Raw genomic sequence first — 21,596 nt, forward strand, 5'->3', positions numbered from 1 at the left:
TAGATACTAAGAATTTCATGTACTTAAATGCGGCTGCCTTTTGCATTGCACTTGCCTTATTAAACATGTAAATGTCCGTACCTTGTTGCATGTTGTACTTAGATGGACGAGCAGCTACACCATATTTGAATTTTCCATTGATTGCCTTTTTCACAAAGCCTTCTCCTGCACTAGTCCCAATGTACATTGCAACCTTTTCATTGGCAAGAGGACCTGATAAGTAGCGTTCACTGCCAGCAGTTCTGAAGTATCCTTCTTTAATACCTTCTGCATAGTAATTAATTACTTTCTTAGATGCTTTACTATCGAATTTAACTTTACTACTAAAATCAATTCCTTGATCTTTTAGGCCTAAAAGATAATAATTACTCATAACGTCAAAGCCAGCACCAACAACTTTGTGATGACTCTTTTCGTATATTTTTTTGGATGCTGCTTTAAGTTCAGCCATTGTTTTCGGAACTTTTACATTGTATTTTTTCAACATATCTGCATTATAAGTTAATGCTTCAACGGATTTATTAAACGGAATACCATATTGCACACCATTAATCTTGGCACCATTTAATAAACTGGCATTAATATCACTGTCTTTTCCGTTCCAGCCAACATTCTTATCAGCAATATAAGGTTTTAAGTCAACTAACATTTTATTTTTAGCAGCACTGTAAAGCCAGCCTGGATAACTTTGAGTAATAGTTGGCAAGTTATTTGGTGATTGCATTGTTGAATTTAACTTAGCTTGTAAATTGATATATGATCCTTGATATTCAAGCTTAATCTTAATATTAGGATTCTTTTTTTCGAATTCATCAGTTAATTTCTTTAATGTAGCACCTTGTACTCCACTCATTCCATGCCAAAAAACTACAGTTGTTTTTTTAGTTACTTTAGGGATATTACTCTCTTGTTTTACTGAAGCCTGTTTCTGTGTCGAACATGCTGTAGTTAACAAAGATACTCCAACCAATGATGATAAAAGTGCTTTTTTCCAAATATTCATATCTAATTCCTCCAAAATTGATTTTGAATTTTTCGAAAAGTCCATATACCATCTTACGCTACATATTGATATATTCAACCTTGAATTTCAATATATAGTATGATATTAGAAAAAAAGAAGTGGAAATTTTCCACTTCTTTTTCAATATAAAATTTAGTTTATTGCTTCCATGCAGCATCAAATTTTGCTTTGCCAGCTGTTATTTGTGAATTTACACTTTGTTTCTTAGCTGCAGCAGAAAGGATGTTTTGCATTATTGAATTTAATTGGCTGTATGCAGCGTTTGAATTCTTTTCTACTGGAACTGAGTATAAGTTCTTCATTGACTTAGCAATAATTGCTGGGGTCTTCATTGACTTGTTGTCTTTATATTCGCTTGAGTTTACTGCTGCAGTATTTACTGGAACATAGCCAGTTGCATTGGCCCAAGTTAATTGACTTGATTTAGATACTAANTGCTGCTTTTTGCATTGCACTTGCTTTGCTAAACATGTAAATATCTGTACCTTGTTGCATGTTGTACTTAGATGGGCGAGCAGCTACACCGTACTTAAACTTAGTGCCAACGCCCTTCTTAACAAATCCTTCACCTGCACTAGTACCTACATACATTGCAACTTTTTCATTTGCAAAAGGACCTGATAAGTAGTGTTCACTACCAGCAGTTCTGAAGTAACCTGCTTTAACACCATCAGCGTAGTAATTGATTACCTTCTTTGAAGTTGAACCAGTAAAGCTAATCTTATTAGTAAAGTTTACACCAGCATCTTTCATACCAAGAGTGTAGTAATTTGAAAGTGAGTCAAAACCAGCACCAACAATTTTATGACCACTCTTTTCATAAATTTTCTTAGATGCTGCTTTTAATTCAGCCATTGTAGTTGGAACTTTAACATTGTATTTCTTGAGAATATCAGCATTATAAGTTAATGTTTCAACAGATTTATTAAATGGAATTCCATATTGAGTTCCTTTAATTTGAGCTCCTTCAAGAAGTTCTGTCTTAATGTTAGATGCCTTAGCACTACCCCAACCAACATTCTTGTCATTAATGTATGGATTTAGGTCAACTAACATCTTATTGTTAGCAGCATTCCATAGCCAACCTGGATATGCTTGAGTGATAGTTGGTAAATTATTTGGTGATTGTAAGGTTGAATTGATTTTTGCTTGTAAATCAGTATATGCACCTTGATTTTCCAACTTAATAGTAATGTTAGGATTCTTTTTTTCAAATTCAGCAGTCAACTTTTGTAAAGTTGCTTGTTGAACACCTGTCATAGCATGCCAGAAAACAACAGTAGTTTTCTTAGTAACCTTAGGAATCTTAACAGAACTAGTCGTATTAGACTTAGTTGAACTCGTCTTGCTACTTGAACAAGCAGTAGTGCCTACTAATGCTAAAGCGGTCATACCAGCAACAGCTAATCTTTTAGCAAACTTCATAAGGATTTCCTCCAATAAAACTAAATACAACAATATTTTTGATTTTTAACTAAAGCGTGATTGTTTGACCACGTTTAAGTAAAATCCGGTCCCCATAAGGATTTTCTGCCAACTCCGGATGCAATGTGTGCACCGGGCAAAGAATGCGAGGTTGAACTAATCCAATAATTTCTTTGAGTTCTTTATCATCAGCATGGCCTGAACAACGTAAGGCAACGAACTCTATATTTTGCCTTTCCAGTGCGTCAACAAAAGGTTTATACGCTGGATCAAAATCACCCAAAGGTTCTGCATTTGAGTGAATGTACAAGCCATTTTTCATCAAATCACCATAATTTGTGACCACTTGCCAAAGGTATTCATGATTGTCTTTTACCAAGTCTTCGTATGCAATTTCCAATTTAGGATCAAGCGATTCATATTTCTTTTCCCCTGGCAAGTAGTAATAATGGTAATCTTTATTCAATGCTTCTTTAAGCAAATCAGCCCTTTTAGCATGTAGCACAACTTTTCTTGGAGATTCTTCAACAATCTTTAAAAGTCTTTCTACATTAGTGGGGTAAGTATTAAATGTTATTTGTCTTTTTGGATTTTCTTGCTCTAATTGAACGATTTTTTCTGTTAATTCATCTTCATTTTTAGGACCAGTAAACTCTTGACCTATATGTTCAGGCCACGAAATCCCTGTGCCTTCAACAATAAATAAATCCGCATTTTTTACAGCTGTAAGGTATTCCTTAACCCATTCAGGATGGTAACCATGTAACCGAATATCTCCCGTAAATGCAATCAGCTTGTCCGGTGTTTTGATAATTAAGCCAGTTGCACCATACGCATCATGATCACTTGGCCATACTTCTAAAGTAATATCACCTACAGTTATTGGACTTTTATATTTTGCAGGAATTATTGATCGTGTATATCCTTTTTCATGATTAGTAGCTGGCAATAAAAAATCACCATTTTGGTTTAAAACCGGTAAAAGTGCTGCAGTAATTGGTCCAGCATATAAAGGTATTTCTGGTGCTAATAAATTAAGTGCCTTACTATGATCTAAATGCAAATGAGAAATATATGCTGCTGCATGTTCCCATCTAGTATGGTCTAACTGCTTACCAGTTATCGCAGGATCATAAAAATTAGGAACATCACCAATCAATTGATATTTAATCAAAGTTTGATAACTTTCGTCTGGCAAATTTAGTTCAGGCCGATATACCTCTCCTAAATCAAATAGAACATGGCTCTTATTATAAGCGACTTCAATCATTGGCCCACCAATTGTTGTTAGACCATTATAAAAAGTTACAGTAGTTTTATCCTTTAAGGTCATTTCTAACTACTCCTCGAATAATTTGCTTTCTAAAGATAAAGTAAACAATCAGAATTGGAAGAACAGTCAAAGTAGCTGCCGCTAATTGAAGCTCTGTTTCACTACCTGAATCTGATGCAAATGAAGAAAGTCCATTATTAAGCAATCTCATACTATCTTCATTGGTTACAAGTAATGGCCATAAAAAGGCATTCCATCCACTAATAAAGCTAAGCAAACCAACTGTAAATAGCCCACCTTTACTCATAGGAACTAATACTTTCCATATGTATTCCCAATCACTTGCTCCATTAATCATGGCAGCCTTATAAATAGTATCTGAAATTGAGCCAAAATAACTTTGTAAATAATACATGTAGAAAATAGAAGTTAAAAATGGTAATACAAGACCAAGATAAGTATTTAGCAAGCCCATTTTGGCAATAGTGTTGTAATTAGTAAAAATTATTGCTTCTCCAGGAACCATTAACAAAGAAAGTAATAAACTTTGAACTAGCCCTTTACCCTTAAATTTCAAACTTGTTAAAGCAAAAGCTGCAAGTAATGCATTAAACAAACTTACTATCGTAGTAACCGATGCAGTAATAAATGTATTTAAAAAGTATCTAGCAAATGGAGCCTGAGCAAAGACCTTTGCATAATTTTCCCAATTAAACTTGTGTGGAATTAATGTTGGTGGAATTGTTGTCGTTTCACTATAAGACATCAATCCCCCTAAAATCATATATACAAATGGAAATACTGTAATTAATGCAAAAATAGCTAATACTAGATAAGCAATTAAATTACCAATTCTAATTTTTTTCATTAGTATCTTCCAATCTTTTTCATCATTTTACGTTGTAAAAATGTTGTCAGTAAAATAATTAAGAATAATACGACAGTTGCAGCCATGGCAACACCGGGCGTTCCAACCATTTGGAATTTATTGTAAATGTAAAATACCGCTGTTGTTGCTGAATTACCAATACCTGCCTGTCCATTAAATAATGCATATACAGATGTATAAATTTTAAATGCGCCAATGATATTCATTGTTAACAAGAAGGCTAGCGTTGGAACTAATTGTGGTATTGTTATTCTCCAGAATTTCTCTTGCTCACTGGCGCCATACATATCTGCAAGCACATAATAATTAGGATCGATATTTCTTAAAGCACCCATTAAAATTACAATATCAAAAGCTAAGGAAGTCCAAATCCCAAAGATAATTATTGTAATCAAACTCATACTTGGGTCATCAATCCAATTAGGTGCTGGAAGATGTACCGCTTTTAATAGGTAATTTAATAACCCATATTCACCATTAAAGATATATCTAAAGACAATACCTATCGCAATTGTACTAGTTACATATGGCATGAAAAAGGTAGTTTCAAAAAATGACGAATGCTTTACTTTACTAAAAATAAACCAAGCTAGCATAATTGAAATTGCTAAACTAATTGGCACAGCAAAAACAGAATAAATCAAAGTATTTCTTATTGCGCGCCAAAATTCAGGATCTGAAAAAATATATTGATAGTTAGAAAAGCCGGTCCACTCCATGTTAATTAGTGGTCCACTTTGGAAACTCATCGTAAAAGCCCGCAAAATTGGCCACACACTAAAAACTGTAACAAAAATTAAAGTTGGAGCTAAAAATAACCATGCCTTTTTTTGATTAGTTTTCATTAGTAAATTCTTTCTCCTTCCGGAGTGAAGATAAAGATTCGGTCAAGTCGTAATTTAAGTTTTACTTGTTCTCCCGCCTTAATTGGTACTTCCAAATTAACAAGTGATCTAGCTTGTTGGCCGTCATGATTAAACTTCAAAATTCTCTCTCTACCAATTAATTCAACATCAACGATTTCAGTAGATATTTCACCATTTTCAGCTGGAGTAATATTTTCTGGCCGAACTGATAAAGTATAGTCCCCATCAATCAATTGTTTTCTGAATCTTTGTGCATCTAAATCACTAATTTTAATTGAAAAGTCACTTGCTTTAATTTCATTATTTTCAACTTTTACAGCAAAATTATCAATTACGGGATTTCCGATAAAGTTAGCAACAAAATGATTTCTAGGTTCTAAGTAAAAGTTCTGCCCATTATCATCTTGCTGAATTACTCCATTATTAAAAAGTATTATCTTATCACCAATTGATAAAGCTTCTTCTTGATCGTGAGTAACAAATAAAGTAGTAATTCCTACTTCTTTGACTAAAGCTCTAATTTCTTCTCTAATTTTCAATCGAAGTCGAGCATCCAAGTTACTAAGAGGCTCATCCATAAGTAATATTTTAGGTTCACCAACTAAAGCACGAGCAATCGCTACACGTTGCTGTTGACCACCTGATAAATTACCAGGTTTTTGATCTGCTAAATCAGTGATTTGTGTCAAAGCCATATATTTCTTAGCAATTTTCTCTGCTTCTTCCTTAGGCCGTTTTGTTTTTCCAACAGTAAGTGGAAACATAACATTTTGTAATACGGTCATATGTGGATACAAAGCATAATTTTGAAAAACATAGCCAATTTCACGATTCTTTGGTTCAACATTTACTACATTTTTACCATCAAATAAAATTTCACCACTAGTTGGATTAAGTAAACCTGCTAGCATGTTTAAAATGGTAGTTTTACCACAACCAGAAGGTCCTAATAAACATACAAGGTCACCTTTTTTAACGCTAAATGAAACATTCTTAATTGCTTCATGGCCGTTATCATAAACCTTACGAAGGTCTTTTACTTCAACAAATTTTTCTTCGTTCATCTAATAACTCCACTACTTAATTTAAAAAATCTCTTATTAGAGTGTACGGTATTTTTAAGTAAATTACAATATAAAATAATAATAAAATTCGGCTTTTGCTCATCATTTTATTGCCATTCATATTTTTATATATATACATGCGTAAAATACGAACTTTATTTATATAACTATAAAATCAATTAGCTACTTGTACACTATTATCTTTACTTGCTCGCCCATTTTGATAATTAAATTGATAGCCCGGCTGGACATTAAAAATATAGACGTTAAAATCTAATGATCCATCAGTAGAAACTGCTTGTAAATTAATGCCACGTGCCATTAATTCAGTATCTTTAAAAATAGGTGTAGCTTGGTAAATAACTTTTTTTCCTTGCCTTAGTGTTTGTCTAACTTTACTCTCAAAAATCGTTTGAACCTTTTGATTAGAATAAGCTGTTTGAGTAAATAGGTTTTTAGGGTTATTTTGATCCCCTGATTGATTATTTGGCTCATAATTACCATCTTGATCTATTCCTGCTGAAACCGAATATGCAATTAAATGACCACGATTATATATTTGTATTCCATTAGAACGATTAGAATGCCAGGCAGTTGGATTTACAAATTGCCTTACTCGTAAACTTTCATTAGCAACATTTCTTTGTTCTAAAAAGCCAGTATTTGAATGAGAGGTTCTGTTGAGGCTATCTAAATTAGAATAGATAACTTTATTAACCTTCCAAGCATTTTTTATCAATGTTGAATGATTATTATTAACTACAACATATCCTTTTTGACCAGATTGAAAATTTAAATTTGCTAATCTTTGATAATCATTAGTAGATAATCCACCATATTCTGTATCAGCACTTGAAGCTTTAAAAACATTTTTAGGTGAATTGGTTGAATGGTTAGAACCATTTAGATATGTAATTGAATTAACAGCAGTCGATAAACTACCACCTGAATTTTGATAAATACCTAAAAAAGCTAATACTAATACAATAAGAAATGAAGTAGCAGGATTAATTCGTTTATGCGATGTTCTTCTTTTTCTTTTTGACATTATTGCTCCTAACTTCTTGCCCAACTATCTAGCATATCAAGGAAAAAACTTTCACTAATTCGAGAAATCTTATTTCCTTCTGCTATCAAGCTTCTTGCTTTTTGTAATTCAGGATTACTTGTAGAAAAGAAATCCTGATTCCCCATAACTAAATAGTTAGTCATACTATCAACATGCGTCTTTACGCACCCACCCATATTAGTCGCAATTACCGGTAATTCTTCATTAATAGAACCTGAAAAAACAATATTTTTGTTTTTAAATGGATTTCGCTTAATTAAATATTCAAATGGAATTTTTTCGGTTAAAATACAATTCTTCAAATTGTTTTTTACTTCACTTAACATTTCAGAAGTAAACTGTTTTTGATATATATCAAAGACAGCTTTAGTATCTAATGAATCCTTTAATCCTCTATGTGCTTCTGATTCACTGATACCCAATCGCTGTATACAGTCTAATAATCGATTATGACTTTCCTTTTTAAAAAAGACTCTTGAAAAATGTAAAACATCAATATAGTTATTACTCAATCTTTCCAGATTAAATTTTTCACAAAGATCATAAATAAAATTCAAATCAAAATTAACGTTATATCCAACTATTACATCTTCCCCAATAAAGTTTCGAAAATCAGTAATGGCCTCTTTAACCGGTATTCCTTGAGTTAAAATTAGTTTCTCATCAATTCCATTTAGCTTTGTAATAAATTGAGGGACCTTATTATTTTTAGGATGCTTAACTAGCTGACTATATTTATCAACTACTTTTCCATTTCTTACTTTAATGCCTGCAAGTTCAGTTACTCGATCTCGATATGGTGATAGCCCAGTAGTTTCAATATCTAACATCGTATAATCATCTAAAAACTCTACTAGTTCTCGCCCTTTTTTTCGTAACTTCTCAGCTAAATCTTGATTAGAAAACTCTAATTGGCCAGATACTATCTTTACTGTCATTAATTTATTAATCCTTCCAATAAACTTTTACTATTACTTCCAGTTCCTATGCTTCGTTTTACAATATTTTGAGGTAAATCAGAACTATCTAAATCTGCGGATATGTAATGCCAATTTTCAAACTGACTTACTAAATGAAGTATTGGGTCAAGTAATTGTGGACTTAATTCATCTACACCTAAGCCTAACACAACCATCTTCTTATCTTCATTATTAGTGATAAAAATCCGCATTCTAGTATTGGCATCAGTATCAGGATAAAAGTGTGCAGTTAGTGGCATGTGAATTTCCATCTCACTATTACAGATTTCACACTTAGGAACACCTTGAATTGCTAAATCGCTCTTTAAGCCATGGTTAACACCGCTTGAACAAGCCATCGTCGTCCAATCACCAAAGATATTAAAAATCTTTTTAGAATCAAAACCGGCATTTTCAAAGGCATGAGTAAAATAGCTAGTAGCAATGAAATAGTCTTTACCAGTTAATAACTGTTTTAATTCGAGCATCGCATCAGATGGCTGATAATTAACTGAATAATCATCAATAAAACGTCGCCACATTGTCCATTGTTCTGGCCATGATGGCAATTTCTTATCAAGTGCATCCCCAATTGTATGGACATCATATTTTTCTACTAAATCAGGGTATTGTACTTTAAAGCTAGCTTCATCTAACATGTCAAACCCATCTGCAATCGCAAATTTATTACCAGCAGTAACTAAAATACAATCTGCATCATCAATTAATTTTTTTGCTTTTTCAAAATCCATTTTTTATCTCCTCAAAGGTGTATTATCACGTTTATCGTCTAATTCGCTATGTAAGTAGCTAATTTCAACCAATACTTCAGCCAATTTAGCTATATTTTCTAAACTAGCATATTCATATGGCCCATGAAAATTAGCTCCTCCATTAAATAAATTAGGCGTTGGAATACCTTTTTCTGAAATAAAATCACCATCAGTTCCACCTCTAAATGGAATATGCTTAGGCTTTATATTCAACTTAGCATAAGCATGGTGAACCAAATTAACGACATATGGATGCTGCTTAATTAAGTCACCAGGTGATTTATATTGATTTCTCATAGTTAAAGATAGTCGTTGATCGCCGTATTTTGCATTTAATTTATCAACTTGGTCTTGAATAAACTGCTTTCTCGCCAAAAAATCAAGCGTATCAAAGCTTCTAATAATCAAATTAACTTCTGCATGATCAACATTGCCTTTAAAACTAGTTAATAAGTAAAAACCATCATAATCTTTACTTTTTTCAGGGACAAAATCCTGAGGTAAAGCGGCCACAAGTTCATTAGCAATTAAGCCGGCATTTACCATCAAACCGTATGCTTCGCCAGGATGAACAACAGTCCCTGTAATTTCAACTTTTGCTTCTGCAGCATTAAAAGTTTCATAAGCAATATCGCCAACATTGCCATTATCTAAAGTATAGGCAAATTCAACTGGGAAACGGCTAACATCAAAACGCTTAGCTCCTTTCCCAATTTCTTCATCTGGTCCAAATGCTAACCATAAATCACCATGTTCAATTTCTGGATGTTGCAGCAAATATTTAGCCATTGCTAATAAACCAGCAATTCCAGCCTTGTCATCAGCTCCCAGTAACGTATCACCTGAAGCTGTGAAAATCGTATTTCCAATCACTTCTTTTAGACTTGGAAATTCTTTAGGCCTTAGAATATGCTTACTATCTAAAACTAAATCATTTCCGGCATAATTTGAATGAACTTTAACTTTAATATTTTTACTATTGTAATCTGCTGTATCAACATGAGCAACAAAGCCAATTGCTGATACTTTTTTCTTTGTTGTAGCTGGAATTTTACCAACTAAATAAGCGTCTTTAGCTGAATAACTAACTTCTTCAAGCCCCAGCCTACTTAATTCTGCTTTTAACTCCATTAAAAGTTCAACTTGTCCAGGACTAGTTGGAACTGCGTCATTATCAGGATAAGATCTAGTATCCATTTCACAATACTTAATAAAGCGGTCAGTTATGTAGTTATAGTCAATTTTCATAAGAGGCGCCTCCTTTTTCTACAATTGTATGCTCATTTAGCCTATAAAAAAAGACGCCAAATGTTGGCATCTTTGTCTAGTAAAACGCTAGCTTAGTCTTTGATAAGCTTTTGATAGTACTCATATAAAGTCTTACGCAAAAGTGGATCATGAGCGTAGAGATAGGTACCATAAATTCCGCGTTTAAATAAAACATTGATTTGATTCATAAAGAGTCGCATTTTGACTTGCTCTAACTCTTTGTCATCAAACAAATCCGTTCTTCTTTTAAAAGCTTCGGTATCTGTAAACTTACTGGTATCAATTTGAATTTGATTAGTATCTGGAACCTGATAAAATGGCGGACTTAAAATTATACCAGTATAATTTAAATCAAAACCTTGGCAAGTATAAAATGACCCCACTTCATTGATTGTCTCTGGAATTTCAGCCCAAGGCTTTACTGTATAGTTATACTGATCCCAAGGCATTTTAAACTTTCCTTCTTTAATATAATGTTTCTTGCCATCAAGAATAGAAGGATAACCCGTAGTCGACAAAATTCTAGCCAAACCAACTTCTTGATTTCTTTTAACAATTTCTTGCCGCATTTTTTCGGCATCATCAAATACCCGAAAATCATATCCATTTCTAGCATTCTGAGGAAAAGGAATTACTTTACTCTCATCAGTAAAAGTATTGAACCAGTTTATTAATTCTGAACTTGCATTCATCCGGAATTGATGGGTTAAATGATAATCTTCATGAGGATATTGGTGCGTAATTTCTTCTAACTGCTCCGTCGACCAATAAGTCTTAGTGCGCATTACCTGATATTGATCAAAGACTAAAATTATAACCTTTGCTCGTTTAATAATTTCAACTAGTTGATTATCATAAGTAAAATTATTATACGCATCTCGATGTGACAAAAGTAGATGTGCCTCATCAATAACAACAACATCTACTTTTGTCTGCTTTTTATCTAATCCATTAATCAGAGAAGTAGGTCTAGTAAAGTCTTTTTTATACAAATTAGCCTGCTTACCGGCGATTTCTTTATACACCTTGAGAATTTCTGGGTGATTAACCAAAAAGTAGTTTTTGGTTTGATATAACGGACTATCCTTTTCAGTTCTCGCAGCAAGTTGAATTTTGTTAAATAGATGAGCTAAAACAACACTTTTCCCTGTTCCAGCATCCCCATAAACCGTAAAAATAGCTGGTGTATCACCGTTAATATGTTTTTTAGTAAAGGCCAAAATTTGCTTAACTAATTTTTCTTGTTCACTAGTTAAAGGTAAATTAACTGCTAATTTTTGTGTGGCATCGTTAGTTAACTCAGACAAAACAATCTCTTTTCTATATTTATGATAGTTATACCTTTTTCTATTTAAGCATAAATAAAAAAAGCCGCAATCTTGCGATTACGACTTATCAATATTAATGTTCAGATGCACCAGTTGTTGTATCTGGTTTTTCTTCAACTTTTGGTTTTTCTTCAACTTTTGGCTTTTCTTCCATCTTAGCAGCTTCTGCCTTAGTAGAAGCTCCAGTCTTAGCATCTGGATCAGAGTTTCTGCGGTAAGTTGCACCAGTTGTTGCATCTGGGTCAACTACTAACTTTTGACCAGTTGTTTCACAGAAGTACTTAACAAATGGATATAAATCTTGTACCCATTCATAAATTCCGCGGTAATTACCTTCTTCATCTTCTACTCGCTTATAGTAGTGCAAGACTAATTCTTTTAAATTACCGGTTGGAACTGGCATGTACACATCATCATGTCCACCTTCTTTGGTGCGGAGTGCGTGTACAACTTTCTTAGCATTAGGAATAACATCACGGATATCAGGGTGAATTTGTCCCATTGTATCACCAACTTGGGCAGGAACACGCTTAGCCTTCATCTTGTAGTTTGGATCTTGAGGACGGTTGTACCACAAGAATTGGTTGTTTTCATCTACAAAAGTCAATTCTCCAAAAGTATTTCTAAGCATCCAGTTTAATTGATTAACTGTCATTAAACCACAATCAAGTTTAACGTAGTCATCGCCTTCAGCAGCATTAACTTTCTTTGCTGCTTTATCAAGCCATTCTGGATCATCGTTTTCAATACCAGAAACGGTATATTTACCTTTGCCTTTGCAATCAAAGTCTTCTTTTAAGTAATCTTCAGGATTCATATCCTTAAGCCATTTTGGTTCAGCCATCGTAGTTCCTCACTTTCATACTAAAAACAACGTAGACACCTTAATAATAATCACTCACCATTGTTTATTCAAGCCTTTATTTAATATATTTTATATATAAATTGATTATTTATTCAATATATTATTATAAATTGCTAAAATATATTCCTTTGAATAATAAAAAGCATCATTACGATGCTTTTATCTTCTATTCGTGCAATATTAAACTACTTAAATTTAACAATCTGATCAAACATTTCTTTTTCATAGTCAGAAATCTTATGTGCTACTTCGATTACCGCTACTTTAGGATTTTTAAGTAGTGTTTCATGAATTGCACGTGACATTCCTGGATCTAAAGCACTAGTTGCTTCATCGGCTAAAATAATTGGTCGTCTTGAAAGGAGCGCTCTAGCGATTTCTACTCTTTGAATCTGACCACCTGAAAGCTTATTACCATTTTCGCCAACGTAAAAATCTAGTCCTTTATTTTCAACTAAATCGTTTAAGCCAGCTTCTTTAATTGCAGCTAACAGCTCTTCTTCGGTACAAGTTCTTCCTAAAGTAATATTAAAGCGTAAAGTATCATCAAATAAGAACGGCTTTTGATTAACATAGGAATAGTAATTATGCGCTGCTTCCCAATTACCAGACACATCTTTTTGATTTATAAGAATTTCACCTGCTTGTGGATTTTTCTGTCCTAACATTAATCTAAGTAATGTCGTCTTCCCCCAACCACTAGGAGCCATTAAGAGAACTTTTTCACCCGGTTTTACTTTTAAATTTACATTGGCAAAAATTGTCTTTTTATCTGAAGCAGTTTGATAGCTTAAATTTTTAACCTCTAAACCAGTAAATGATTCACGCTCTTCAACTTCATCATCTAAGTTATAAATTGTAGCTTTTTTGGTCTTTTCCCACATCGGAACAGTCGACTTAACTTGGTTAAATTCTTGGAAGATTGTCACAACTGGCGTAATGAAGTTCATCGCTAAGTCAACTAACATTACTAGAGTTCCAACTGCCAGTTTACCCTCCATCATCAAAATTCCACCAATTGTACACGGAATAATAAAACAAAAAAGTTCTGCCGCAGAATAAATTAATTCCAATGCCCAAGCTTGCGTTAGGTTCATTGACTTCAAGGCATTTTCCATTCTAAGGGCAGATTTTGAGGCTCTTTGCAAGATATTGTCCCGTGCATTATATAAATTAGCAGCGCTAGCTCCATTTAAACTATCAGAAATACTTTGAGTATAATCAGCATTTGTCTTAGTCCAAACCTTCGCCTTTTGCGTAATAATTTTACTAGTAAAGATTTGCACAATTGCCGGAGCTAAAGAAGCAACAATAAAAATCAAAGTCATTTCCCATGAATTATAAAAGGCAAAACTTAATGCACCAACAAAAGTTATACTTTGGAAGATCATATCTAATTGCGCAGTTACACGATTAGTTTCAATTTGCTTTAAATCATTGGTCATTAAGCTTAAGTCCTGCTTTATGTTGCTTTCTCCTTGATCGACTAAATAAGCAATATTTTTTCGCTTAAGATATAAATTTACCTGACGAATAATTTCCATCTTATTAGCTTCATATAGGAAATTACTGCACATAAAAAATATTTGACCAACTGCTGTAATTCCAGCTAGTCCAACTAATTGCATCATATCCTTTTTACCAGATGAAGCAACATTGAGCATTAACTTAAGCATATAAGCAATAAATAAAATGTTGCAGGCTTTAATCGTAGCAAAAAAGATAAACAGAAAAACCTTGCGTTTTTGTGCGTATTTAAGACTCATTTATTTCTCCTTAAATATTTTAACGTCTTTTACATTGTAACTAATTTTAATAAATTCTGCATTCTATCCGCAAAAATGCATTTTATACTAAAAAGTTAGAATTAATGTTATCATTTCATTAATATCAAAAATATTAACAAGGAGAGGCATATGAAACAAGGAACTAAAATACTTACGCTAGATAATGGTTATCATTTATGGACAAATACCCAAGGAAGTGGTGATATTCACCTACTTGCCCTTCATGGTGGACCTGGTGGAAATCATGAATATTGGGAAGATACTGCTGAACAGTTAAAAAAGCAAGGGCTAAACGTCCAAGTTCATATGTATGATCAATTAGGCTCATTATATTCAGATCAACCTGACTATTCTGATCCAGAAATAGCTAAGAAATATCTTACTTATGAATACTTTTTAGATGAAGTTGAAGAAGTTCGCCAAAAATTGGGCATTGATAACTTTTACCTTATTGGTCAAAGTTGGGGCGGTCTACTAGTTCAAGAATACGCTGTTAAATATGGTAATCACTTAAAGGGTGCCATTATTTCATCAATGGTTGACGAAATTGATGAATATGTAGCAGCTGTTAACCGCAGACGTGAAGAAGTTTTAACCAAAGAAGAAATTGACTTTATGCATAAGTGCGAAGCTGAAGGTAACTTTGATAACCAAAGATACCAAGATGATGTCCAAATCTTAAATATCAACTTCGTTGATCGTAAACAACCTTCTAAGCTATACCACTTAAAGGATTTAGGTGGAACTGCTGTTTACAATGCTTTCCAAGGTGACAATGAATTTGTCATTACTGGTAAGTTGAAGGATTGGCACTTCAGAGATCAACTTAAGAACATTAAAGTACCAACTTTATTAACCTTTGGTGAACATGAAACTATGCCACTTGATACTGCAAGAACTATGCAAAAGTTAATTCCTAACTCACGCTTAGTAACTACTCCAAATGGTGGTCACCACCATATGGTTGATAATCCGGACGTATACTACCGTCATTTAGCACAATTTATTCAAGAAGTAGAAACTAATACATTTAACAAATAATATATCGAAAAAAGCTATTAGGAAATAATCATCCTAATAGCTTTTTAACTATAAAAAATTATGCGCGTGACTTATAAGTACCTTCTTGAGTATTAATAACTAATTCGTCACCCTCATTAATAAAGTCAGGGACAGTAACAACCAATCCGGTTTCCATCGTAGCTGGCTTACCGCCACCTGCTGCAGTAGCCCCCTTAATTTCAGGTTGAGTTTCTGCGACTTTCATAGTTACAGTGGCAGGTAATTCAATACCAATCAATTCACCATCATCAGTAAATTCAAGTTGTACTTCAATATTTGGCATTAAGTAGAGCGCATCATCATCTAATTGGTCTTTAGTGATTTCATATTGTTCATAAGTTGTAGTATCCATAAAGATGTAATTATCACCTTCAGAATAGAGGTATTGTGCACCTTTCTTAGCTACTTCAACTAATTCTACTTTTTCACTTGGTCTCATTGTCTTATGAATCATTGAACCTGCACGAACATCTCTTAAGTCCATTTGCATAACAGTATTACCTTTACCAGGTTTGTGGTGATTACTCTTTAATACCCTCATTAGCTTTCCGTCTTGGCTAAAAATCATACCTTTTTTTAGTTCAATTGCATTTACCATAATTAATAACTCCTCTAAAAAATATTTTTATCTTAACTTCTTAATTATTAATTGACGGGGGCAAAGCTAGAACTTTCATCAACATATAAATAATCCAATTCATACATCTAGTATAACAAATTTAATAGCATCTTAAATACACTGAATCAATATGATGTCCTCTTGTTTTATGCAAAACCACATTAGCTCTTGTCTTCGTTGGTGCAATAAATTCTCTTAAATTTACTAAATTAACGGATTGCCACACTTCTTTAGCAGCATTAATTGCCTCTTTTCGATTGCTATGTGCCCAATGATAGTAATAATTATCCGGGTTATTTTTATTTTGTTCCATTAATTCATTAAAACGACTCAAAAACCAACTTTCAATTAAGTCTTCATCAGCATCAAGATAAATTGATAAATCATAAAAATCAGAACTAACAATTGTTCCGTTAGGTGGCAATTGTAAAGTATTAATCCCCTCAATAATCAAAATATCCGGACTCAAAACATGCCCAAATTTATCTGGCACAATATCAGATATTCCCTGAGAATACAAAGGATAAACAATATCTTCCTTACCCCTTACTACATCTGTTAAAAAGTCATTTAAACGTTGCATATTATAACTTTCAGGAAATCCTTTTCGACTCATTAGATTTTTAACCTTTAATTCGTTGTTAGTATATAAAAATCCATCTGTAGTCATTCTTTGGATTTTCAAGTCTGGATAAGTCCTTTGTAAAAGCAGACGTAGCAAACGTGAAGTCGTTGATTTTCCAACAGAAACAGAGCCTGAAATCCCTATAATAAATGGCCTTTTAGTCATTGCTTGCTTTAAGAAGTCTGCTTTACTTTTCTCTGCTTTTTTTGATTGTTCAAACATTATTCCTATATAGGCAACTAGCGGTTCATATACTTGTCGAACATCGGCAATACTTAAAACATCGCCATGTGAGTTAATTTTTTCTAATTCTTCGTGACTCACTTGAATATTTAAATTAGGATTTAGATTTGCCCATTTTCTTCTACTAAAGTGTGTAAAAGATTTCATAATTCACCACTCCAAGTTACTACATTTCAAATATAAAAATAGCATAAAAATTAAAAGTAGGCGATATCTGCCTACTTTCTCAATTTCAAAATAACCGTTAAAATCACATTTTTTCCGTCATAACTAGCATTGATTTTTCCGCCAAAAACTCTTACTAAGTCTTGCGCCATCGAAAGTCCTATCCCAAATCCACCTTTTTGACTATTGTGAGATTCATCAGATCGATAGAATCTCTCAAAAAATTTATTATAGTTTATGCTTTTACCATCTTTAAAACTATTTTTCACCTGTAAAACAGCATTTCTTCCTAACGAGCCCTTATTCAGGTTAACACTTACTTGGCCAGTTTCATCACAATATTTGTTAGCATTATCAATTAAAATATTAACTAATTCATACAGACTTTGTTTTTCACCATTAACAAATAAACCCGGTTCAATTTCTATATTATAATTCTTACCATCTTTTTGAATTAAACTTTTAAAACTATTAGCCGCTCTTTTTACAGAATCTGAAAAATCAACTCGCTCTAGAACAAGCTCATCCTTTTCACTCATTCTTGCTAAACTAATTAGTTGATTAATCAGCATTGTTAATCGTTCAACTTGTTCTTTGGTACTTTCAGTCCACTCATCACTTTTGCCAATCATTTCTTCCATCTCAGTATTAGCCGAAATAATTGCAAGAGGGGTTTTTAATTCATGTCCTGCATTAGTAATAAAACGTCGCTGCTTTTCATAAGCTTCTACAATTGGTTTAATTGCCTGATTAGAAAGCAAAAGTAAAATCAAAGTAAAAAAGATTAAGCCACTAATTCCTAAAAAAATTGCTACTCTAAATAAATGCTTATAACTAGCGGTTATTGGCGTAGTATCAAGAAATATTGCAATCGTTTGATTAGAACCTTTACTTTTTACTAATATAAAACGATATGGATTCGAATTAATCATAATACTACCTTCACTAGTAGTATTTTTTATAGCCTTTTTAATTGAAGCGCTGTTACTAGAAATGTCACTAGCAGAAATTGTAGAGATATGTGTATTATCGACTAATTTTAACTTTCCTTTATTAGATAAGCTGAGTGCAAAATAACGATACTTAAATAATGAATCCTTGTTAGAATCCGGCCCCAAAGTCTTGCGAGCAGCTTTTTGATTTAGCTGGCCTTTATTTTGGGCAAGCAGCCGTAAAACGCTAGTTATTTCCCTATCTGTTCGAAATTGAGTTGCTAAAACAATTCCGCCAAATGATGCAAAAAGGATAATTGATAAAGATAACACTGCAACTGCGATAAATTTACGCCGAAATCTTTTAATCATTTATTCTCATCCTTTCTGTATTTGAAGTACATAGCTTCCGTCCTTTTCCCCAGATATTTCCACATCAGACCCGATTGCTTTTAATTTTTCACGTAAATATGAGACATATATCCACACGATATTTTCATTTTCCTCTGAATCTTTCCACACGTGTGAAAAAATAGTCTGTGTAGAAAGAAATTTATCTTTATTTAGTAATAAATATTGGAGTAGTTCTGTTTCTTTTGTGGATAATCTCACTGAATTTCGACTAGAAATTTCCTGATTTTCCACATCTAAAAATAAATTAGCCAACTGCATTTTTTTGGTATTGTAATTGTCTTCTCTTCGTTCTTTTGAACGTAAACGAGCTAATAATTCTTTCAATGAAAACGGCTTAGTTAAATAATCATCAGCTCCATCATCAAGACCTTTGACTTTATCATCAATTTCACTTTTTGCTGTCAACATTACAATATAAGTTTTATCCCCACTTGCCCTAATTTCTTTAACTGCAGTTAGCCCATCTTTAACAGGCATCATGATATCAAAAATCATCACATCATATGCCTTTTGCTGGGCCATTTCAACGGCTTCTTGACCATTAAATGTGCTATCAACATCATAGCCCTGACTTGTCATTGCCACAGTCAAGACGTGATTTAATTGTTTTTCATCTTCTGCAAGTAAAATCCTCATGATTCATCTTCCTTAATTAACTGTCGAATAGTTTGCATACTCAAGTCACAACTTGCCAACTCATCAGCTACTCGTTTTAGCTCTTTACTAATTTGCTCCGGATTCTTGATATTATGTTTATACTTCATTTCATGTTCCAAACTTGCCCAGGTATCCATTGCAATCGTTCTTAATTGAATTTCAATAAAATAATGTCCTGGTTTCTGACCTTTTATATCTTCAAAGTTGACTTTTTTATCAATAATTAAGTGGTAAGACCGATATCCATTAGGTTTGGCATTTTTTATGTAGTCTTTCTTTTTAACAATATGAAGATCTTTTTTTGATTCTAACAATCTAATTACTGTATAAATATCATCTACAAAATTAGTTACGATTCGAATACCTATTGAATCTCTATTTTCAATCAAAGCTGATTCAGGAATTAAAGGCAACCCTTTGCGCTGGCATTTTTCAATCATACTTTTTTCTGATTTAACTCTACCTTCAAAATGTTCATACAATTTTTGTCCATGCTTTTTTTGATATTCTTCATTCATCACGGTGATTTCCTGCCGCATATCCTTTAAGATAAGAGGTAAATAATCCTGATATTTTCCATAAATGCTCATAGTATAACCTTCCTTTGTTATACTTGGCATTTTAGCAGAGCTTTAAGAAAAAAGTGTGAAGAAAAAGCCACCTAAATGATGGCTTAATAATTACTTATCAATATATAAATCTTTCTTAACTTGTAAAAGAGGACTTAACTTTCCACAATAAATTATATCTAATTTATACATAGCTCTTGAAGCAATTGTATAAACTAACTGACTCTCATCAAACTCATGATAGATATTATCACTTGCATCCCACATAACAACAGCATCAAATTCTAACCCTTTTGCAAGATATGATGGAACAACAATCGTACCAGGTACCAATCGTTGATTAGCCGAAGCGATTAACGTAGTTTTTATCTGCTTTTCTTTTAATGCTGCAAAAACGGCCTTACTACTTTCCAAATCTTTAGTTATTATAGCTGTAGTTAATTTTTGAGCATCATTTTCTTTAATCACAGATATTAAACTATCTATTTCCGATTCAAATTCTGCTCTTTTATAAAATGCTGGTTTAGGTCCTTGGCGATTAAATGATTCAATTTTTTCACCTTGAACTAATATTTCTTTTGTAAATTCAGTAATTTGCATAGTTGAGCGATAAGATTTAGTAAGTTGTACAACTTCTGTTTTTTCAGGATCAAATAAAGTGGATATTTGAGTTAATAAATCATGACTTGACTCTTTAGTAAAAATAGCCTGATTCAAATCTCCTAACATCGTAAACTTAGCTCTTGGAAAGTTAAAGCGCAAATAAGCAATCTGAAATGGTGTATAATCTTGAATTTCATCAACAAAAGCATATCTCATTTCATAATTGGTTCTGCGTCCTGTAATCAAATCGTATAAATACAGATATGCACTTACATCAGTCATTTTAATTTTCTTATTTTTGAAGCTGGCTATAACTTTTGAAATATGATTATCCCATTCTTCATCAGTAAAACCATATTTAGTAAAGTCTACACTTCTACCTACTAATCGTAAGAAATTAATGTATTGTCGCCGAATATTCAAAAACTGATTATGATTTATCTTTTTATTAACTTTTTGAAGTTCCTTAATTACTATTTTTCTAGCTAAAAAACGCTCTTCTTTTTCACTTGATTCAAATTCTTGATCTGGACGATCGTATAATTGATTCAATTGCTCCTGACTAAGATTTTCTATTGTATCTGCAACCCATGCTTTCTTACTTTCACTAGCAATCATGTGGTTTAAACTATTGACCAAACTTTCTCGAGTCGCATCAATTCTATTAGATAATTTATAATTATGTGGAAATGAATAGTATATTTCTTTAATCTTTTCTTTACTAAAAAATGGCTTATCTTTATCTCTGAAATAAAGATCTTTAAATACCATACCTTTTTCTTTTAACAGCTGTGCATAACGAGTAACAAGCTTAAAGAAATATAGTGAATCTTTGAAGTCCTTTATTTTATTATTTTTTTCTGAATTTTCAAATTGCTCAAATAAGTTTTCCACACCTATCCCTGGCAAACGCCGACTCACAAACTGCCAATATGTCATTTGAACCATATTTTGTTCACCCATTTCTGGTAGAACATTTTCAATATAGTCATTGAATAACTGATTTGGGCTGAACATAATTACATTAGAACTAGTCAGATTACCTCGATAGCGATATAAAAGGTAAGCAATTCTTTGTAAAATAGCACTAGTCTTACCACTACCAGCAGCACCTTG

General features: G+C 32.8%; 19 protein-coding genes and 2 pseudogenes. 1 reads left to right on the top strand and 20 read right to left on the bottom strand.

Going from position 1 to position 21,596, the window contains the following annotated elements; all coding sequences use genetic code 11:
* The 14 genes and pseudogenes from FC45_RS06250 to FC45_RS06310 all read right to left on the bottom strand — a co-directional run.
* The coding region (locus FC45_RS06250) for an extracellular solute-binding protein (RefSeq protein ID WP_057706465.1) at positions 1 to 1,003 on the bottom strand (1,003 nt) is incomplete at its 3' end.
* Between the two features lie 158 nt (positions 1,004 to 1,161).
* A pseudogene (locus FC45_RS07875) lies at positions 1,162 to 1,458 on the bottom strand (ABC transporter substrate-binding protein); the annotation flags it as partial.
* Between the two features lies 1 nt (position 1,459).
* Positions 1,460 to 2,449: pseudogene (locus FC45_RS06255) on the bottom strand (extracellular solute-binding protein); the annotation flags it as partial.
* 49 nt (positions 2,450 to 2,498) lie between these two features.
* Positions 2,499 to 3,782, bottom strand: a complete 1,284-nt coding sequence (locus FC45_RS06260) for an MBL fold metallo-hydrolase (RefSeq protein ID WP_057706467.1) — start codon at positions 3,780 to 3,782, stop codon at positions 2,499 to 2,501.
* The gene (locus FC45_RS06265) at positions 3,766 to 4,590 is read right to left on the bottom strand and encodes a carbohydrate ABC transporter permease (protein ID WP_006588771.1); all 825 of its coding nucleotides are present in this window, start codon (positions 4,588 to 4,590) and stop codon (positions 3,766 to 3,768) included. The genes FC45_RS06260 and FC45_RS06265 overlap by 17 nt, the downstream gene beginning before the upstream one ends.
* Positions 4,590 to 5,456 carry a carbohydrate ABC transporter permease gene (locus FC45_RS06270; RefSeq protein ID WP_006585634.1) on the bottom strand — a complete coding sequence of 289 codons (867 nt, stop codon included), beginning with the start codon at positions 5,454 to 5,456 and terminating at the stop codon, positions 4,590 to 4,592. The genes FC45_RS06265 and FC45_RS06270 overlap by 1 nt, the downstream gene beginning before the upstream one ends.
* Positions 5,456 to 6,541 carry an ABC transporter ATP-binding protein gene (locus FC45_RS06275; protein ID WP_006585633.1) on the bottom strand — a complete coding sequence of 362 codons (1,086 nt, stop codon included), beginning with the start codon at positions 6,539 to 6,541 and terminating at the stop codon, positions 5,456 to 5,458. Before FC45_RS06275 ends, FC45_RS06270 begins: the two co-directional genes overlap by 1 nt.
* Before the next feature lie 175 nt (positions 6,542 to 6,716).
* Positions 6,717 to 7,589, bottom strand: coding sequence for a DNA/RNA non-specific endonuclease (locus FC45_RS06280; RefSeq protein ID WP_006588208.1), 873 nt, complete (start codon positions 7,587 to 7,589; stop codon positions 6,717 to 6,719).
* A gap of 8 nt (positions 7,590 to 7,597) precedes the next feature.
* The gene (locus tag FC45_RS06285; protein ID WP_006588207.1) at positions 7,598 to 8,548 is read right to left on the bottom strand and encodes an exonuclease domain-containing protein; all 951 of its coding nucleotides are present in this window, start codon (positions 8,546 to 8,548) and stop codon (positions 7,598 to 7,600) included.
* Positions 8,548 to 9,321: an SIR2 family NAD-dependent protein deacylase gene (locus tag FC45_RS06290; protein WP_006588206.1), complete on the bottom strand. Its 774-nt coding sequence runs from the start codon at positions 9,319 to 9,321 to the stop codon at positions 8,548 to 8,550. The genes FC45_RS06285 and FC45_RS06290 overlap by 1 nt, the downstream gene beginning before the upstream one ends.
* A gap of 3 nt (positions 9,322 to 9,324) precedes the next feature.
* Positions 9,325 to 10,590, bottom strand: coding sequence for a peptidase T (gene pepT, locus FC45_RS06295; RefSeq protein WP_006585631.1), 1,266 nt, complete (start codon positions 10,588 to 10,590; stop codon positions 9,325 to 9,327).
* A gap of 92 nt (positions 10,591 to 10,682) precedes the next feature.
* A complete protein-coding gene (locus FC45_RS06300; protein ID WP_006585630.1) occupies positions 10,683 to 11,918 on the bottom strand; it encodes a DUF2075 domain-containing protein in 1,236 nt (411 codons plus the stop codon).
* A 94-nt stretch (positions 11,919 to 12,012) separates the two neighbouring features.
* Positions 12,013 to 12,783, bottom strand: a complete 771-nt coding sequence (locus tag FC45_RS06305) for a PAS domain-containing protein (RefSeq protein WP_006588205.1) — start codon at positions 12,781 to 12,783, stop codon at positions 12,013 to 12,015.
* Between the two features lie 206 nt (positions 12,784 to 12,989).
* The gene (locus tag FC45_RS06310) at positions 12,990 to 14,570 is read right to left on the bottom strand and encodes an ATP-binding cassette domain-containing protein (RefSeq protein ID WP_057706469.1); all 1,581 of its coding nucleotides are present in this window, start codon (positions 14,568 to 14,570) and stop codon (positions 12,990 to 12,992) included.
* Positions 14,571 to 14,720: 150 nt separating this feature from the next.
* On the opposite strand from FC45_RS06310, the gene FC45_RS06315 reads away from it, so the two are divergent.
* Positions 14,721 to 15,632 (top strand): proline-specific peptidase family protein, encoded by a 912-nt coding sequence (locus FC45_RS06315; protein WP_006585627.1) that lies wholly within the window; start codon positions 14,721 to 14,723, stop codon positions 15,630 to 15,632.
* Positions 15,633 to 15,690: 58 nt separating this feature from the next.
* Here the strand turns inward: FC45_RS06315 and efp are convergent, their stop codons facing one another.
* From efp to helD, 6 genes are all read right to left on the bottom strand, one after another.
* Positions 15,691 to 16,251, bottom strand: coding sequence for an elongation factor P (gene efp / locus FC45_RS06320; protein ID WP_006588204.1), 561 nt, complete (start codon positions 16,249 to 16,251; stop codon positions 15,691 to 15,693).
* 121 nt (positions 16,252 to 16,372) lie between these two features.
* The gene (coaA, locus tag FC45_RS06325; RefSeq protein ID WP_006585625.1) at positions 16,373 to 17,287 is read right to left on the bottom strand and encodes a type I pantothenate kinase; all 915 of its coding nucleotides are present in this window, start codon (positions 17,285 to 17,287) and stop codon (positions 16,373 to 16,375) included.
* Positions 17,288 to 17,358: 71 nt separating this feature from the next.
* A complete protein-coding gene (locus FC45_RS06330; protein ID WP_006588203.1) occupies positions 17,359 to 18,609 on the bottom strand; it encodes a sensor histidine kinase in 1,251 nt (416 codons plus the stop codon).
* Positions 18,610 to 18,615: 6 nt separating this feature from the next.
* A complete protein-coding gene (locus FC45_RS06335) occupies positions 18,616 to 19,287 on the bottom strand; it encodes a response regulator transcription factor (protein ID WP_006588202.1) in 672 nt (223 codons plus the stop codon).
* Positions 19,284 to 19,898, bottom strand: coding sequence for a GTP pyrophosphokinase (locus FC45_RS06340; protein WP_006585624.1), 615 nt, complete (start codon positions 19,896 to 19,898; stop codon positions 19,284 to 19,286). Before FC45_RS06340 ends, FC45_RS06335 begins: the two co-directional genes overlap by 4 nt.
* Positions 19,899 to 19,988: 90 nt before the next feature.
* Positions 19,989 to 21,596 (bottom strand): RNA polymerase recycling motor HelD (gene helD / locus FC45_RS06345; RefSeq protein WP_057706470.1); only part of this gene is annotated, 1,608 nt, incomplete at its 5' end.

The sequence above is a fragment of the Lactobacillus jensenii DSM 20557 genome, from assembly GCF_001436455.1.
Taxonomy (GTDB): domain Bacteria; phylum Bacillota; class Bacilli; order Lactobacillales; family Lactobacillaceae; genus Lactobacillus; species Lactobacillus jensenii.

Excerpts from the sequence above, each read along its gene's own strand:
- pepT (WP_006585631.1), bottom strand. The coding sequence starts at position 10,590 with ATGAAAATTGACTATAACTACATAACTGACCGCTTTATTAAGTATTGT.
- FC45_RS06275 (WP_006585633.1), bottom strand. The coding sequence starts at position 6,541 with ATGAACGAAGAAAAATTTGTTGAAGTAAAAGACCTTCGTAAGGTTTAT.
- FC45_RS06290 (WP_006588206.1), bottom strand. The coding sequence starts at position 9,321 with ATGGATTTTGAAAAAGCAAAAAAATTAATTGATGATGCAGATTGTATT.
- FC45_RS06335 (WP_006588202.1), bottom strand. The coding sequence starts at position 19,287 with ATGAGGATTTTACTTGCAGAAGATGAAAAACAATTAAATCACGTCTTG.
- FC45_RS06310 (WP_057706469.1), bottom strand. The coding sequence starts at position 14,570 with ATGAGTCTTAAATACGCACAAAAACGCAAGGTTTTTCTGTTTATCTTT.
- FC45_RS06330 (WP_006588203.1), bottom strand. The coding sequence starts at position 18,609 with ATGATTAAAAGATTTCGGCGTAAATTTATCGCAGTTGCAGTGTTATCT.
- FC45_RS06260 (WP_057706467.1), bottom strand. The coding sequence starts at position 3,782 with ATGACCTTAAAGGATAAAACTACTGTAACTTTTTATAATGGTCTAACA.
- FC45_RS06315 (WP_006585627.1), top strand. The coding sequence starts at position 14,721 with ATGAAACAAGGAACTAAAATACTTACGCTAGATAATGGTTATCATTTA.
- FC45_RS06280 (WP_006588208.1), bottom strand. The coding sequence starts at position 7,589 with ATGTCAAAAAGAAAAAGAAGAACATCGCATAAACGAATTAATCCTGCT.
- FC45_RS06270 (WP_006585634.1), bottom strand. The coding sequence starts at position 5,456 with ATGAAAACTAATCAAAAAAAGGCATGGTTATTTTTAGCTCCAACTTTA.
- FC45_RS06305 (WP_006588205.1), bottom strand. The coding sequence starts at position 12,783 with ATGGCTGAACCAAAATGGCTTAAGGATATGAATCCTGAAGATTACTTA.
- coaA (WP_006585625.1), bottom strand. The coding sequence starts at position 17,287 with ATGAAATCTTTTACACACTTTAGTAGAAGAAAATGGGCAAATCTAAAT.
- FC45_RS06265 (WP_006588771.1), bottom strand. The coding sequence starts at position 4,590 with ATGAAAAAAATTAGAATTGGTAATTTAATTGCTTATCTAGTATTAGCT.
- FC45_RS06340 (WP_006585624.1), bottom strand. The coding sequence starts at position 19,898 with ATGAGCATTTATGGAAAATATCAGGATTATTTACCTCTTATCTTAAAG.
- efp (WP_006588204.1), bottom strand. The coding sequence starts at position 16,251 with ATGGTAAATGCAATTGAACTAAAAAAAGGTATGATTTTTAGCCAAGAC.
- FC45_RS06285 (WP_006588207.1), bottom strand. The coding sequence starts at position 8,548 with ATGACAGTAAAGATAGTATCTGGCCAATTAGAGTTTTCTAATCAAGAT.